This window comes from Vibrio sp. OPT24 (assembly GCF_015163545.1).
In the GTDB taxonomy this organism is placed as follows: Bacteria; Pseudomonadota; Gammaproteobacteria; order Enterobacterales; family Vibrionaceae; genus Vibrio; species Vibrio cyclitrophicus.
Window position 1 is genome coordinate 168,821 of record NZ_JADDYI010000016.1, and the last position, 16,922, is coordinate 185,742.

Here is a 16,922-nt window from a genome sequence, read left to right on the forward strand (position 1 = left end):
TTGATATAAGAGTGGCTTAGCTCTGAGCGGCTCCGATTAAACGTTAGCCATACCTACCTGTTATGTAGTCTTCTGTTTGATTTTTCAATGGAGACGTAAAGATTGAATCCGTATCTGAGTACTCGATCAATTTTCCCATATGGATAAAGGCAGTGTGATCACTAACACGAGCAGCCTGCTGCATGTTATGAGTAACAATCACTACGGTATACTGGGTTTTCAGATCGTTAATCAACTCTTCAATGGTCAACGTAGAGATAGGATCCAATGCTGATGTCGGTTCATCTAACAACAGAACTTCTGGTTCAATCGCCACTGCACGGGCAATGACCAAACGCTGCTGTTGACCGCCAGATAAACCAAAGGCATTCTCATGCAATCGGTCTTTCACTTCGTCCCATAGCGCAGCTGCGCGCAAAGAACGTTCAACAGCATCATCGAGATCTCGACTGTTACTCATGCCTTGTAGTCTCAAACCGTAAACCACATTCTCATAAATAGACTTAGGGAAAGGGTTTGGGCGTTGAAAAACCATTCCAACACGACGTCTCAATGTAGCCACATCAACCTTAGGGTGATAGACATTCTTACCATGAAGTTTTACTTTCCCTGAAACCTTACACCCCTCAACCAAATCGTTCATACGATTAATACAGCGTAATAGGGTCGACTTACCACACCCAGATGGGCCGATAAATGCGGTCACTTGTCCTTTAGGAATCTGCATTGAGATATCATCGAGTGCTTGGCTCTCTTTATAATAAAGATTCAGCCCTTCAATCGAGATAGCAATTTGCTCATCCTTTAGGTTGTGAACATCAAGTGGTGCTTGGTAACCCAAGGTTTCATTAATCGAGAACATTTAATCTTGTCCTAAGGTTCGGTATTTTTCACGCAAGTTATTACGGATATTGATGGCTGTTAAATTCAGTCCAACGATAACCGTAACCAATAAAAATGAAGTCGCATACACTAAAGGTCGTGCCGCTTCGATATTCGAAGTCTGAAAACCAACATCGTAGATATGAAAGCCTAAATGCATGAACTTTCTATCTAAGTGTATGTAAGGGAACTGACTATCAACAGGCAAACTTGATGCGAGTTTAACAACCCCTACTAACATCAATGGGGCAACTTCTCCCGCAGCTCTAGCAATCGCTAATATTAACCCCGTAATAATCGCAGGGCTTGCCATCGGTAACACAATACGCCATAGCGTCTCAAATTGAGTTGCACCAAGCGCTAAAGAGCCATGTCTTACAGAGCTAGGAATTCGCGTCAAACCTTCTTCTGTTGTCACAATAACAACCGGAAGCGTCAATACCGCTAAAGTCAGTGCAGACCAAAGCAGTCCAGGAGTCCCAAATGTTGGAGCAGGTAAACGCTCTGCATAAAATAAGCTATCGATTGATCCGCCAATGGTATAAACAAAAAAGCCTAAACCAAAAACACCATATACGATCGATGGAACACCCGCCAAATTGATCACGGCAATACGAATTAAACGAGTCAATGCGTTACTTTTTGCGTACTCATGTAGGTAAATAGCCGCAACAACGCCTAAAGGCATCACTACGATCGACATCAGTATTACAAGCAACACAGTACCAAAAATAGCAGGAAAAACCCCGCCTTCAGAATTGGAGTCTCGCGGATTTTCAGATAAGAATTTCCAAACTTGCTTACCCCAATGCCCGACCTTTTCAGGATAAGACATTTTATTGGGATACCAGTAATCCAGTATATGACTGAGCGGTATTTCTACCTTTTCGCCTGTCATATCTTCCACCAGCAAACTTTCCACATTCAATTGCGTTCTGAGATGCTCCAGCTTTAATTCGGCTTCATCTAATTGACGGTTTAATTCAAGTTTGGTTTCTGTATATGTTTTAAGATAGTCATCACTCACTGACTCATTTAGCTCTAGCTTACGCTTTTCTAAACGTAAATTTTCTAATTGCCAACTAACGTTACGTATCTCTTGATTTACAACACGTGACGTTTCTTCACGCAATGTATCGGCAAACGCCAAACCGTCTTCAAGCTTTTGGTCAATGTTCGAGTAAAAGGTTCCAGAAGCCGTTTTAAAGCCAACGGGTTTACCAAAGAAATACCCACCACGACTGCGTTCAATCACAGCCCATTCAGAGGGGGTGGTTGGCTCTAGTAAATTCACATCCAGTATTGATACAAAATCAGCAGGGTAAAGTTCTCTGTTTGCGACTTTGATATTTAAGCGCTGTATTAACCCAGTAGAAATGTTTTGTGGCGATAAAAGATCATGAGCTTGTGGTACCTGTTCTATCGGAATGTATTTTCGTTCATACAACTGACCAATTAGCACATCTTGCTTTGACACCGTTTCATCAAGGTCGACAACCAAAGATAGATCTTTAGACTCAACTTGCCATTGGTACAGCGGGGTCGGCCAAAAATAAGTTAACCCTTTCCAGCCAATCAATAACATTAAACCAAGAACAGAAAGCATACTAATACTCACTGCACCGCCGGTTAACCAGATCCATGGAGAGCCAGATTTAATCCAAGATATTAATGATTTTAGCTTATCCATCACCACCAACCTCGAACGCTGTCCACATAAACAAAACTGTCATCGTTTTCATGAATAGCACAACGCTCAGTGTCCTTAGTGAAACAACGAGATTCAAGCACGCAATGAGACAAAACATCAAAACTACAGAGCACGATATTTATCTCTCAATCTTTGTCTTACCCACTCAGCAACTGAGTTCACCGCGAACGTAAAAATAAACAGCAGGAGTGCAGCTAAGAACAACAAGCGGAAATGAGACCCGCCCACTTCAGATTCTGGCAATTCGACAGCGATCGTTGCCGATAACGTCCTCATCCCTTCCAAAATATTCCAATCGAGGATCGGTGTATTACCTGTTGCCATCAAAACGATCATCGTTTCACCGACAGCACGCCCTAGCCCCATCATAATTGCTGAAAAAATACCGGGGCTGGCCGTGAGTAATACGACGTAAATCAGGGTCTGCCACGCTGTTGCGCCTAAAGCTAATGATCCATCTGACAGGTGCTTAGGTACTGAGAAAATAGCATCTTCTGCAATGGTGAAAATCGTAGGAATGACCGCAAAGCCCATAGCAAAACCAACGACCAACGCGTTACGTTGATCAAAATCGACGCCATAACTAGCCAGGAAAGTTCGAATATCACCATCAAACAACAAAGCTTCAATGCTGCTGCCACCAGCAAATACCGCAACCACAGTGACAATCAAAACGGGTATCAAAATCAGCGCATGCCAGCCATTAGAGAAGCGACTCGTCACCACCTTAGGTAAACAGAACCAAGCTAGCCCAGTCAATAGCGTACTTAATGGCAGCAACACCATTAATGAAAATACAGCCGTTAAATGGGTTTCAACGATTGGGGCAAACCATAAGCCAGCTAAAAAGCCAATGATAACTGTCGGTAAAGCTTCCATCAGTTCAATCGAAGGCTTCACTACTCTTCTCATCCGTGGAGACATAAAGTAAGCGGTATAAATAGCCCCGAGTACAGCAACCGGTACTGCAAACATCATGGCAAACAGAGCCGCCTTGATGGTACCGAAAGTGATAGGGACTAAACTGAACTTCTCTTCAAAATCATCATTGGCAGACGTTGATTGCCAAACATATTGAGGCTCTGGATAGCTTTCATACCAAACTTTTTGCCACAGCGATGAAAACGAAATTTGTGGGTATTCATTGTCGACCTTAGCCACGCTTATTTTGTTGTCAATTAGCGTTGCCAGATGTAATTCATTAGCAGACATGGCTGCTAATGTAGGTGATTTATCAAATGCTCGTTCAAATAGAGAGAGCTTCTCGCTGGTCGTATAATGGCTTTGTAATGTGCCATTCTTATAGAAGCTGTAGAAACCCTTTCGGTAAGTATCCGGCAAAATAAATTGCACTTCTTCAGCCAGTTGGAAATCGCGGATGTGAGTCAGACTACGCTGTTCATCTTTCAGCACATCAAACCATTGGGAAACTTGTCCGTCCTGATGCGTTACTAACAGGGAGTAAGCACCCGATAATAAATCGATGCTTTTAACGGCGTGCTTCGCATCATTCAAACTAAGATCAATGACTTCGCGAACATCAAAACCAACGTCCGATCGCTTTAATATCACGAGATCAGATTGAGATCTTAGGTATAGAGTTTGCCCATCAGGGGTAATGAGCAGCTGTTGCTGTAAACCTAGCTTGTCCGATAGCCATTGGCTTTTTTTAAAAGTATATGCACCTGCAAGATCACTCTGGTACCACTTAACAAGGACTCGCTGATCTGTTAACTGAGCAATAACGGTGATATCACGTCCACTTTTAGAAAACGCGAATTGTTCGATCACAGCACCATTTGCAGGTTCATCGTGTAAAAAAGGCTCAGGGAGCGTGATCTGTTCTATTTTTGGCTCTGTCTCTGTGCCCTTTTGCAGCACAGGCGCACTATACTCTGGGTAGAAAAAAGTCATGTTGCTTGCGCCATCCGCAAAGGCAAACCAATTTTCAGAAGGGGTATTTCGAGAAAAAGCTATTGGATTGGTTACAACACTACGCTCAAAGTAAGAGTGTTTTTTTTGAGAGTCTAAATCCCAAAATTGTACCAAACCAGATTTTTCGATGGTAAATGCATGTTGGCCATATTCATCAACAGATAAAGCGATAGGCTCTTCTACACCAACGGTTTTAACGACTTGAGCCGCCTCTAAACCGGTATCAGAAAATACGGGTAAAATAACCATCGCCAAGTAAACAAAGATCAAAACCAAAGCAGCTAAAACACTGACGCCGCCACATGTCACGGAAAAACGGACGAGACGATCTTTCAACCATCTTTTTTTGTCGCGTTCTTTCAATGAAAATTGGGCTGAAGCCATCTGTTTATCTACCTTTTTTTAGCTACTGACATAATATGTACCTTAGATGACAGTTATATTACAAGTAACGTTAAACAACTGATACTAATAACAAGTTTGTTCACCTTATTTCTTAAAATAAGATCGTGCATTTTGTGAATCTTATTGTTCTAAATTAAAATACCGCCTCAATAACCTGCATTCTAGGACTAATCATAACGATGGAAAAAGACTATGTCACAAAAGAACTTAGCTGGTTATCTTTCAATGAAAGAGTACTGCAAGAAGCGGCAGATAAATCGGTTCCATTGATCGAAAGGGTCCGTTTTTTGGGCATTTACTCCAAAAATCTCGATGAGTTCTACAAAGTCCGATTTGCTGATGTAAAACGTAAGATCTTGTTAAAAGATCCACCGTCAACAAATGTTCCCAAAACCTTGCTGACCCAAATGCAGAACAAAACCAGAGATCTAGAGGTTCACTTCCATGAACTTTATAATGATTTATTATTGGAATTAGCACGTAACCGTATTTTTTTGGTCAACGAACAGCAAATCAGCACAGAACAAAGTGAATGGGTTAGAAAATATTTTAGAAAGAAAATACTCCCGCACTTAACCCCTTTATTGCTAAACGAAGATAGCTTGTTGCTCAACACCCTAAAAGATGATCAGAGCTATTTAGCCATCGACATCAACCGTAATAGATCTTCTCAATATGCCTTACTAGAGATCCCATCTGAACAACTCCCTCGTTTTGTCAAACTTCCAGAGACTTCAGATTCACAACGTACAACTTTGATCTTATTAGATAATATAGTTCGATTCTGTTTAGACGACCTGCTAAAAGGGTTCTTTGATTATGATTCGTTGAGCTGCTTTGCCATTAAAATGACTCGCGATGCCGATTACGATCTGCAAAAAGACTACGATTTTCAGAAAAGCAACGGCCTACTAGAGGCAATGTCATTAGGCTTAGAACAGCGTCTCACAGCACTGCCAATTCGCCTCATTTATGAATCTGAAATGCCATCAAAGATGCTGAGTTATTTGCGACTAAAGCTCAAGCTATCAGATTATGACAGCGTCATTGCAGGTGGGCGATATCATAACTTCAAACACTTTTCTGAGTTCCCAAGCCTCAATCGACACGACTTAATTAATCGCCCCCTCTCAGCAATTAAATGCGCTCAATTCAACCATTACCCTAACTATTTTGAAGCTATCAAAGCACGCGATATCTTATTACATTATCCCTATCACACCTTTGACCACATCACGGAACTGGTTAGACAAGCCTCATTTGACCCGAAGGTAAAGGCTATAAAGATCAATGTCTATCGTGTAGCTAAAGGCTCAAAGCTGCTTAACTCCATTATTGATGCTGCACATAATGGTAAGAAAGTGACGGTCGTGGTTGAGCTGCAAGCCCGCTTTGATGAACAAGCCAATATTCAATGGGCGAAGACTCTTCAAGACGCTGGTGTCAAAGTACTCCATGGCCTACCAAGTTTAAAAATTCACTCCAAGCTACTGCTCATTAAAAGAAAAAACGGCAAAGCGCTGGAACATTATGCTCATATTGGAACGGGCAATTTTCACGAAGTGACGGCTCGCGTCTATACTGACTTCTCTTTACTGACTGCAAATGAGGAGTTAACGCAAGAGGTTCGGCAAGTATTCAGATACATTGAAAACCCTTATCAAAAAGTACAATTTAAGCAGCTTATTGTTTCACCCAAAAATACCAGAAAGCGTCTTTATCAGTTGATCGACAATGAAATTCAGAATGCGGCAAATGACAAACCAGCATCGATCACTCTGAAATTAAACAACTTAGTCGACCGTGAGATCATCGAAAAACTGTATCAAGCCAGTCAGGCAAACGTAAAAGTGAGAATGATCATTCGTGGTATGTGTTCTTTGGTTCCAGGGCTCCCCAACGTCAGTGACAATATAGAGATCATTAGCGTGATAGACCGTTTTCTTGAACACCCAAGAGTAATGATCTTTGGTAATAATGATAATCCCAAAGTCTATATATCTTCTGCTGATTGGATGACGAGAAATTTTGACCGTAGAATCGAAGTGGCGACGCCAATTTTAGATCCAAAGATCAAGCAAACTATTATCGACATCACTGAGTTTCATTTTGACGACTGCAACAAAGCCCGAAGACTTGACCGAACAATGAGCAACCATTACTTAGCACCACAATCTAACCGCTTAGATGATTCAACGTCACAGCTTGCGACTTACCACTATATTAAACATATTGAGAAACTGGCTCGTAAGAAATACAAGCAAGAGAACAAATCATGCAGTTAATCGAAAGTAAACGCCCCAGATGTATCGCAGCTATCGATTTAGGTTCGAACAGCTTCCATATGGTGGTCGCTCAAGTTTTTGAACAACACCTACAATTGGTTAGTCGACATAAGCAAAAAGTCAAATTAGCCGACGGATTCAATGAGCATCAATGTATAACCGAAAGTTCTATCGAAAGAGGCTTGGCATGCCTGACACTCTTTGCCGAAAGGCTCACTGACTTTAAAATTGATGATGTCAGAGTGGTTGGCACACACACGCTAAGAAAAGCGAAGAACTCAAAAGAATTTTTGGAACGAGCGAAGACCATATTCCCCTTTCCTATAGAAATAATTTCAGGCCCAGAAGAAGCTCGGATTATCTATAATGGTGTCGAGCATACACAAGTAACCTCCAACACTAAGCTCGTGATTGATATCGGAGGAGGAAGTACCGAAATAGTTGCGGGGCAAGGCTTTACACCCAAGATTACGCATAGCTTATCAATGGGGTGTGTCAGTTTCACTCAGCGTTTTTTTGCTGATGGTAAGCTCTCATCGCAACAGTTCTCCGAAGCCTATTCTGCAGCTATTCAACTATTAACTCCTTTGGTTGATGACTTCCACTTTTTAACTTGGGATATCGCCTTTGGTTCATCGGGTACTACTAAATCAATCAAAGAGGTACTCACTGAATTAGGGTTTAACGACGGCCTCATTACGCCGCAACGTTTGTCCTATTTAAAAAACCACTTATGTGAATTTCCATCATCTGAGAAATTAGACCTATCAGGTCTAAATGATGAGAGAAAGTCAGTGTTTGCAGCTGGTGTCACCATTCTTTCAGCAGCCATGGATACACTAGACATCAAGGAGTTACATTTTTCTGATGGTGCCCTGAGAGAAGGCGTTCTTTATGACATGGAGGATAGATTTAAAGATATTGATGTTCGAACAAGAACTGCCGAAACGCTAGTCTCTCGATACCATGTTGACGTAGCCCATGGCCAGAAAGTCAAAGTACTCGCTCTTGCATTATTGAAACAAGTGCAGCCTCAAGTGACTACTACAGTCACTAATGAGCTATATGATCTGGTTGGTTGGACAGCATTGCTTCATGAGGTTGGACAAAGCATTGCATTTCAAGGCTATCACCGCCATTCAGCTTATCTACTCAAACATACGACAATGCCCGGTTTCAATACCGAGCAGCAACGCCTGATCTCAACATTGGTTCGTTACCAAAGAAAAGCACTCAAGCCACAAGATTTACCGGAACTTTCCCTGTTTGATCCACAACAAATAACGCTGCTAATCCGCATATTAAGACTCGCAATTTTACTCAATCGACAGCGAAGTCAAGCACTAGTCCCTGACGTCACCCTAACGATTGAACTACATGGAGATTGGGAATTAAAAGGCACCTGCAGCAACTGGTTAGCTGAAAATCAACTGCTTAATTATGAACTCAGAGAAGAACAAAAACGCTGGGGGTGTGCAGGATGGTCATTGATACTTAAATGATAGAGCTTCAACACAAAAACAGCCTGCGACTTCGCAAGCTGTTCATACGTTTTTTCTACGTCCAGTCGCCTTAATCAGAGCCCGACTTTTGCCAACTCTTTCTCTGCAAACTCAGACGGTATCGCTAAGTAACCATCTTTTTCTACAAGCTCTTGCCCCTGCTTTGAGAATATAAAAGTAAGAAACTCTCTCTCAACAGGAGAAAGCGGCTTATCGGGATGCTTGTTCACGTATACATATAAAAAGCGAGACAATGGATAGTCACCGCTTAAAATATTGACACGAGTAGGCTCAACAAATTGCGAACCTTGCTCTGCAATCGGAATTAATTTAACGCCAGCGACTCGATAACCAATGCCTGAATAACCTATCCCACTGACGGATGATGCGACAGATTGAACCACTGAAGCAGAACCTGGTTGTTCATTGACTCGATTCTTAAAGTCACCACCGCACAATGCGTTTTGCTTGAAATAGCCGTAGGTTCCCGAAACGGAATTACGCCCAAACAGTTGGAATCGATGTTTTGCCCAAGGTTGGTCTACGCCTAGATCTTGCCAATTGTTCAGAGGTTTCGTCGCACCACAGCGTAATGTCTCAGAAAAAATGGCGTCTATCTGGTGAAAATTTAGCCCTTCAATTGGATTATCACGGTGTACAAACAAACCAATAGCATCGATAGCAACTCGAAGCGCTGTTGGCTTATAGCCATGCTCTCTTTCGAATGCTTCTACTTCTCTTAGGCGCATTGGTCGACTCATAGGACCAAGGTGAGCCGTGCCTTCCGTTAGAGCAGGAGGTGCCGTTGCAGAACCTGAAGCTTGGACCTGAGCGTTAACATTCGGATAGTAAGATTTAAATTCTTCAACCCATAACGTTGTCATACCAGCCAAAGTATCCGAGCCTACCGATAATAAGCTCCCAGAAATACCTGGTACCTTAGAATAATTAGGAAGCGACTCAACGCTCTGTTCAGCATAGCTAGGATTAACCACAGCAAACGCTAATAATGTACTAATGGGTAAACGCATCCTGCGTATCAAATTGTTCATGACACGGTTAGTCTATTTGGAAGCGTGAAATGGAATCGGCTACCAACACCAACTTCACTTTGAATTTCTAAATGCGAGTCATGATGACTAAGTGCATGCTTTACAATCGCTAACCCAAGCCCACTACCACCCGTATCGCGTGAGCGGGCTTTATCAACACGATAAAAACGCTCTGTGAGTCGATGAAGGTGCTGTGGCTCGATTCCGTCTCCGGTGTCTGATACGTCCAAACATGCGCCTTGGCTAGTTTGATACCAACGAACCTTAACTGTAGCGCCTGGCGGTGTGTATTTGACTGCGTTGTACACAAGATTCGATATAGCACTTCTTAGCTGATCTTCATCAGCTAGAACTCGTAAACTCTTATCAATATCAAATTCTAGCTTGTGCTCCCGATCGCCACTTAGACTTGCGGCTTCTTTTTCAAGCACTTCCAACATAGCCGGTACATTGACGACTTCATCCAACTCATGCATCGGAGCAGCTTCAATTTTTGACAGTGTTAAGAGCTGGTTCACTAGACTGTTCATGCGATTCAGTTGTTCAGTCATCACGCCATGGGCTTTAGGCCACATAGGTCCAACGATCATGTCTGGATCTTCCGTCATTTCAAGATAGCCCTGAAGTACAGTCATTGGAGTACGCAGTTCGTGGGAAACGTTAGCAAAGAAGTTACGACGCATGCCTTCCAGCTGTTTTAGCTGAGTAACATCACGTACTACCATCAAGTGCTCACCTTCAGTGTAAGGCACGATACGCAGCTCAAGCATACGTTCCACATTGAGTGGCGATGGCATTTCTAACGGCTCTGAGAAATCTTGTTTATTAAGGTACTTGATGAAGTCCGGCGTGCGGATTAAGTTGGAAATAGGTTGCCCTGAATCGTCTGGCCAGCGAAAGCCCAGTAAATACTGAGCGAGCTTATTACACCAAACGATATTGCCTTCACCGCGAAATACCACAACGGCATCGGGCAGAGATTCCGCACCGTTTCTGAAACGGCGAATTAGGTTAGTCAACTCTTTGCGTTTGCGACGCTGCCTCTGCTGCATACGATATATACCATTGAACAGAGACTCCCAATTTCCAGAACCTGATGGTGGCGTTAGACGCTTCTCATCCCACAACCATGCGGACAAACGCATTTGATTGTGTAGATGCCAGCCGAGCTGCAATACCGTAGCAGCCAGCAGTAACCATGGTAAGTAACCGAATATCCATCCGACTAAAATCCAAGGTGCGTAAAAAAAAGCCAGCTCCCAAGCCAGCTTTTTCCAGGTTAACTTTTCAACCATTCAGGACTCCGTAAACTGGGTAGCGAAGCCACACTAAGCCTTTGTAGAAAAACGGTAGCCCGCGCCGCGAACCGTTTGGATTAGCTTGTCGTGACCTGCGGATTCAAGTGCTTTACGCAGGCGTCGAATATGTACATCAACAGTACGATCTTCAACGTAAACGTTGGTGCCCCAAACATTATTCAATAGTTGCTCTCGGCTATACACACGCTCTTGGTGAGTCATAAAGAAGTGCAGCATTTTGAACTCTGTAGGTCCCATATCAACCGGACCTTCGCTTGCGGTAACGCGGTGAGATACAGGGTCTAACTTAAGACCTTGAACATCAATCACATCTTCCAGTGCAGTTGGCGTTACACGACGAATAACGGCTTTAAGACGCGCCACTAACTCTTTTGGCGAAAATGGCTTAGTGATGTAATCATCAGCGCCGACTTCTAATCCACGAACCTTGTCTTCTTCTTCACCACGAGCCGTCAGCATCACTACTGGGATGTTGCGAGTTAACTCTTCACGCTTCATGTGCTTGATAAAGTTTATCCCACTACCGCCAGGTAGCATCCAATCTAGTAATACTAGATCTGGGAAAGGTTCACATAGCTTGTTTACCGCTGTATCGTAATCTTCAGCCTCTACTGCTTGGTAGCCTTTTTGTTCAAGGACAAAACACAGCATCTCACGAATAGGTGCTTCATCTTCAACGACCAGAATCCTTCTCGACATAATTGAATAGCCTTTGTATTTAATCAACGCATTGCATTATCTGAGTTAATTATGACACTTTTGTGACCTTTGAAAACAAATTTTCATATAACTGTCTCAAACAATTCACTTTATAACTTTTGATACAGAGCTAGGGACAAATCAACTTAGATCTCATATCATGAGGCACTTCTAAAAAGGTATGAGAAAAATTTATGTGGTTTAAAAATTGCCTAGTCTATCGCTTCAACCGTGATATTGATTTCAATGCAGATCAGCTAGAGAAACAACTTGAAGAGTTCCGTTTTACCCCTTGTGGTAGCCAAGACAAACAGAAGTTTGGTTGGGTAAATGCGATGGGTAGACACGGCGATATGATGACGCACGTATCAGAAAACCGCATTCTAATCTGTGCAAAGAAAGAAGAAAAAATGCTTCCTGCTTCTGTGATCAAAGATTCATTAAATACAAAAGTAGAAACACTTGAAGCGGAGTCTGGTACTCCTCTGAAAAAGAAAGAGAAAGATAGCCTAAAAGAAGACATTATCATCGACCTTCTTCCTCGAGCTTTCAGCCGCAGTAACTTCACTTACGCGCTGATCATGCCGAAAGAAGGCTTTATTGTGGTTGATGCTAGCAGCTACAAAAAAGCTGAAGACGTATTGGCATTACTACGTAAAACTATGGGTAGCCTACCAGTAGTGCCAGCTATTCCAGAGCAAGCGATTGAAACGACTCTGACAGAGTGGGTGAAATCAGGTGATACGCCTAAAGGAATCACCATGCTTGATGAAGCTGAACTAAAATCAATCCAAGAAGACGGCGGTATTGTCCGAGTTAAGAAACAAGAACTAGAAACGGATGAGATTAAAAACCACATTGAAGCCAACAAAGTTGTGACTAAGCTTCTTATCAACTGGCAAGATCGCATTGAGTTCATCCTTGCTGAAGATGGCAGCATCAAGCGCCTGAAATTCAGTGATGAACTAAAAGATGAGAACGACGATATTCCTCGTGAAGATCAAGCTGCACGTTTTGATGCAGACTTCTCTCTACTTTGTGGTGAGTTCAGTGTTTTCCTTCCAAACCTATTTGAATCATTAGGCGGGTTAACTCAACCTAACGCTTAATTGTTTCGATTTAGAGCTCAGGTGTCGACGATATCTGAGCTTGTTTTCTTCTCCACCCCGCTTATCAACACCTAACAACACTCTTCGCAATACCATTGTTATCTTTAGGGCTATCAACCAAACTCATTTTAGCGTAAAATTTGCGCCCCTTTGATATCACTTGGTGGTATCAACCTGACTTGAGATCAGATTAGAGAACGAAGCAATGACTACACAAAAACCATTTGTACCTGAACTATTATCACCGGCAGGAAGCCTTAAAAACATGCGTTACGCATTCGCCTACGGCGCAGATGCAGTTTACGCTGGCCAGCCACGTTACAGCCTTCGTGTTCGTAACAATGAGTTCAATCACGAAAACCTACAAATCGGTATCGATGAAGCTCATGCTCAAGGCAAAAAGTTATATGTTGTATGTAACATTCAGCCACACAACTCTAAATTAAAAACATTCATTCGCGACCTTAAGCCAGTTGTTGAGATGGGCCCAGACGCTCTTATCATGTCAGATCCAGGTCTTATCATGATGGTACGTGAATCATTCCCTGAAATGCCGATCCACCTTTCAGTACAAGCAAATGCCGTAAACTGGGCGACCGTTAAGTTCTGGTCAACTCAAGGCGTTGAGCGTGTGATCCTATCTCGTGAGCTTTCACTTGAAGAGATCGAAGAGATTCGCGAACACTGTCCAGAAACAGAACTAGAGATCTTTGTTCACGGTGCACTATGCATGGCTTACTCTGGTCGTTGCCTACTTTCTGGCTACATGAACAAACGCGATCCAAACCAAGGTACTTGTACTAACGCTTGTCGTTGGGAATACAAGACAGAAGCAGCAAAAGAAGACGAAAACGGTCAGATCGTTGAAGCTAACCCTACAGGCGTTGCTATTCAAGAAGTCGAAACTCAAGGTATTGAAGTTCAAGACGAGCGCCCTGACAACACACTAGGCCTTGGTAAGCCAACTGATGAAGTCGTTTTACTTTCTGAATCACACAAACCTGAAGAGAAAATGGCGGCGTTTGAAGATGAGCATGGTACTTACATCATGAACTCGAAAGACCTTCGCGCAATCCAACACGTTGAGCGCCTAACTAAGATGGGAGTTCACTCTCTAAAAATCGAAGGCCGTACTAAGTCTTTCTACTACTGTGCACGTACAGCCCAGGTTTACCGTAAAGCTATCGACGATGCTGTAGCAGGCAAACCATTCGACGAAAGCTTAATGGGTACACTAGAGAGCCTAGCTCACCGTGGTTACACTGAAGGCTTCCTTCGTCGTCACACTCACGATTCATACCAAAACTACGAATACGGTTACTCTATCTCTGATACTCAACAGTTTGTTGGTGAATTCACAGGTAAACGCCGTGGCGACCTCGCTGAAGTAGAAGTGAAAAACAAATTCCTAGTTGGTGACAGCCTAGAAATGATGACACCGAAAGGTAACATTGTTTTCAAACTAGAAGTTATGGAAAACCGTAAATCTGAAGCAGTAGACGATGCAAAAGGTAACGGTCACTTTGTATTTATCCCTGTACCAGCAGATTTGGATTTAGAGTACGGCTTACTGATGCGTAACTTAAGCGCAGGTCAAGATACACGTAACGCATCAGGTAAATAACCTTTACTTGAGAAACTTTTGCTGAGAATAATATATGGCTCTGTTAATTACCGACAAGTGCATAAACTGTGATATGTGTGATCCTGAATGCCCAAATGGTGCAATCACTATGGGCGACAGTATCTTTGAGATCGATCCTGATTTATGTACTGAGTGTAAAGGTCACTATGAGAAGCCAACATGTCAGTCAGTGTGCCCCATTACAAAATGCATCATCACTGACCCAAACCATATTGAAACTGATGACGAGCTGCTAGAAAAGTTTGTCATTATTCAAGGCTTGACCTAATAAAGAAAAGGTTCAACTTATTATAAGCTGAACCTTTTTTTTAACCTGATTTTCCGATTGGATAAATATTGCAAAAGAGCTCCTTTTCAAATTGATATTCAAGTCTCTCTCGCCAGTTTATCGATTGCGCGATAGGAATAAGATAGAAATTTTCCCTACTGGTATCTGTCACAAATGCCATTCCATACTGCATCAACTCATAATGGACATCATTAACAAAACTCGGGTCTAAGCGTTGTCTACCAGTCAGGTGATTAATGTCATCTCTTGAAATAGAAATACCTGAATTTTCTGTACTGAATCTATGTCTTAACCATTCTGAAAATTCCTTTGCACAAATCATAGTCATAGTCTTATCCTTGAATTATCTATCGACGGGCATCAGACTCTGATTTCGCATACTGCACATAAGCCGCATCTTTCACCCCAAAAACACTCCATTCCTGACCAAACGTTATCAAATTCGTAACTGCTCGTACTATTCTCATTATTGTTCTTATTAATATCAAACGATGTTCTTAATCTTGTGTTTATAAACTCTAGACAAAAGTGTGACATTTCTCCAGTTTTAGAAATGAGAAAACCAATGGCATTACCACTCTAGTTGAGCCTAGTAACTAAAATTACTTCTTGGATATCAAAGCTAAACACTGACTAGGCATCACTTTTATTTTTTTCTTTTTAGTAGTCTTAGCGACTTTTTTCGGGGGGGAGACTGGAATATTTTTCGGAGCCCAACTTGCAAGTTCATCTCCACAGCCATCACCTTTTGGAGGGTTTGCTTGCGCGATACAGTTCGAACTACCTTCGGGGCACTTTAAGCGTACATGAAAATGTGAATGGTGCCCCCACCAAGGCCTAATTTTCCCCAACCAAGCTCTGTCTTTCATATCTGAGGACTCTTGGTTACACAGGATTTGTTTAATAACTGGATGGACAAATATACGCACTACTTTTTCATCTCTAGCTGCATAGCGAATCACCTGAAAATGCTCATCAGTCCAATTCGACTCACGCAACTTGTAGTTGGTGAGATCCACGACACTCATTGGCTTGGGGACAGCAAGTTCATTCTCAGATAGCCTTTTATTCGTCAACCTTAACCAGATATCAATATCTAATCCAGTTTGGTGACTTGAATGACCCGAAGAAAAGCGCCCTCCTCTAGGAAGTGAAATATCACCGACCAATAAATTAGTATTGAGTTTTTCGCTGGTCGTTCCACCTAACCTTTCAATAAACCTTATAGCTTCTATATGGCCATAATAGCGCCCTCTTTGAGGACGAATGATCTGATATCCCAAACCATTAATAGGCAAAGCCTGCGCACCATCTAGACAGCCATTAGCATAACTTCCAATTGATGAGGGTGAGTTATTAGTAGGGTGACTCTCTTTCTCCCACGAAGTTGCTGATGAAGAAAAGGAACAAAAGAATACAAACAGTGCGAAAAAAAACCTCATAATAATCCTAAATTACTGACGCTTACTCATTATATTAGTCGTCATTTAGGATTAGGTGCATATCGTATTTAAATTTTTGGTGCTAGCCAGTGAATGAGACGGGTTAAAGCTATAAAGTAGGAAAAGAGAAAACAGAAAAATCTCGGTATAGATGAATTTTGAAGCGTAATGAGCTATTTAGACCAAGTTACTTTCTATAATTTATCAAGCTCCAGAAAGCAAAAAGGCCCTAGCATTTCTGCCGGGACGCGCAGTCTAGAGCCTTAAATATGGCAGGGGTGGACTGAGCCGGCACCCCGGAGATTCGAACTCCCAACACGCGCTGTTTTAGCAAGTCGGGGAATCCGCTGCTCTGCTAATGGTGTATTATATTTGATTCAGAAAATAAAAAGGCTCTAGCATTTCTGCCGGGACGCGCAGTCTAGAGCCTTAAATATGGCAGGGGTGGACTGAGCCGGCACCCCGGAGATTCGAACTCCCAACACGCGCTGTTTTGGTAAGTCGGGGAATCCGCTGCTTTACTAATTGCGTATATTAGATTCAGAAAGCAAAAAGGCTCTAGCATTTCTGCTAGAGCCTTAAATATGGCAGGGGTGGAGAGATTCGAACTCCCAACACGCGGATTTGGAATCCGCTGCTCTGCCAAT

Annotated in this window: 13 protein-coding genes; 5 read left to right on the forward strand and 8 right to left on the reverse strand. The window is 42.4% G+C overall.

Annotation, left to right across the window (positions count from 1 at the left end; all coding sequences use genetic code 11):
• Positions 1-43: 43 nt before the first annotated feature.
• From pstB to IQO02_RS05580, 3 genes are all read right to left on the reverse strand, one after another.
• Positions 44-862: a phosphate ABC transporter ATP-binding protein PstB gene (gene pstB, locus IQO02_RS05570; protein ID WP_016796699.1), complete on the reverse strand. Its 819-nt coding sequence runs from the start codon at positions 860-862 to the stop codon at positions 44-46.
• Positions 863-2,572, reverse strand: coding sequence for a phosphate ABC transporter permease PstA (gene pstA / locus IQO02_RS05575; RefSeq protein ID WP_016796700.1), 1,710 nt, complete (start codon positions 2,570-2,572; stop codon positions 863-865).
• Between the two features lie 123 nt (positions 2,573-2,695).
• Positions 2,696-4,912, reverse strand: coding sequence for an ABC transporter permease subunit (locus IQO02_RS05580; RefSeq protein ID WP_102282757.1), 2,217 nt, complete (start codon positions 4,910-4,912; stop codon positions 2,696-2,698).
• A 200-nt stretch (positions 4,913-5,112) separates the two neighbouring features.
• Here IQO02_RS05580 and ppk1 point away from each other — a divergent pair, with 200 nt between their 5' ends.
• Together ppk1 and IQO02_RS05590 are read left to right on the forward strand one after the other, a co-directional pair.
• The gene (gene ppk1 / locus IQO02_RS05585; RefSeq protein ID WP_016796701.1) at positions 5,113-7,218 is read left to right on the forward strand and encodes a polyphosphate kinase 1; all 2,106 of its coding nucleotides are present in this window, start codon (positions 5,113-5,115) and stop codon (positions 7,216-7,218) included.
• Positions 7,209-8,720 (forward strand): exopolyphosphatase, encoded by a 1,512-nt coding sequence (locus IQO02_RS05590; protein WP_016788428.1) that lies wholly within the window; start codon positions 7,209-7,211, stop codon positions 8,718-8,720. The genes ppk1 and IQO02_RS05590 overlap by 10 nt, the downstream gene beginning before the upstream one ends.
• Positions 8,721-8,794: 74 nt before the next feature.
• On the opposite strand, the gene IQO02_RS05595 is transcribed toward IQO02_RS05590, so the two are convergent.
• The 3 genes from IQO02_RS05595 to phoB are packed head-to-tail and all read right to left on the reverse strand — an operon-like array spanning position 8,795 to position 11,790.
• Positions 8,795-9,751, reverse strand: a complete 957-nt coding sequence (locus tag IQO02_RS05595) for a PstS family phosphate ABC transporter substrate-binding protein (RefSeq protein WP_010440438.1) — start codon at positions 9,749-9,751, stop codon at positions 8,795-8,797.
• A gap of 17 nt (positions 9,752-9,768) precedes the next feature.
• On the reverse strand, positions 9,769-11,067 hold the full coding sequence (phoR, locus tag IQO02_RS05600; RefSeq protein WP_010440437.1) for a phosphate regulon sensor histidine kinase PhoR: 1,299 nt from the start codon (positions 11,065-11,067) through the stop codon (positions 9,769-9,771).
• A 33-nt stretch (positions 11,068-11,100) separates the two neighbouring features.
• Complete coding sequence (phoB, locus tag IQO02_RS05605) at positions 11,101-11,790, reverse strand: phosphate regulon transcriptional regulator PhoB (RefSeq protein ID WP_004735064.1); 690 nt, start codon at positions 11,788-11,790, stop codon at positions 11,101-11,103.
• Between the two features lie 194 nt (positions 11,791-11,984).
• Here phoB and rdgC point away from each other — a divergent pair, with 194 nt between their 5' ends.
• The 3 genes from rdgC to IQO02_RS05620 all read left to right on the forward strand — a co-directional run bounded on the left by rdgC (position 11,985) and on the right by IQO02_RS05620 (position 14,812).
• Positions 11,985-12,899 carry a recombination-associated protein RdgC gene (gene rdgC, locus IQO02_RS05610; RefSeq protein ID WP_016800982.1) on the forward strand — a complete coding sequence of 305 codons (915 nt, stop codon included), beginning with the start codon at positions 11,985-11,987 and terminating at the stop codon, positions 12,897-12,899.
• A 205-nt stretch (positions 12,900-13,104) separates the two neighbouring features.
• Positions 13,105-14,523, forward strand: coding sequence for a tRNA 5-hydroxyuridine modification protein YegQ (gene yegQ / locus IQO02_RS05615; RefSeq protein WP_010440433.1), 1,419 nt, complete (start codon positions 13,105-13,107; stop codon positions 14,521-14,523).
• Positions 14,524-14,557: 34 nt separating this feature from the next.
• Positions 14,558-14,812 carry a YfhL family 4Fe-4S dicluster ferredoxin gene (locus IQO02_RS05620; protein WP_004735061.1) on the forward strand — a complete coding sequence of 85 codons (255 nt, stop codon included), beginning with the start codon at positions 14,558-14,560 and terminating at the stop codon, positions 14,810-14,812.
• A gap of 40 nt (positions 14,813-14,852) precedes the next feature.
• On the opposite strand, the gene IQO02_RS05625 is transcribed toward IQO02_RS05620, so the two are convergent.
• Together IQO02_RS05625 and mepA are read right to left on the reverse strand one after the other, a co-directional pair.
• The gene (locus tag IQO02_RS05625; RefSeq protein ID WP_010440431.1) at positions 14,853-15,161 is read right to left on the reverse strand and encodes a hypothetical protein; all 309 of its coding nucleotides are present in this window, start codon (positions 15,159-15,161) and stop codon (positions 14,853-14,855) included.
• Between the two features lie 274 nt (positions 15,162-15,435).
• Entirely contained in the window at positions 15,436-16,275 is an 840-nt protein-coding gene (mepA, locus tag IQO02_RS05630; RefSeq protein ID WP_010440429.1) for a penicillin-insensitive murein endopeptidase, read from the reverse strand.
• Between the last annotated feature and the right edge of the window lie 647 nt (positions 16,276-16,922).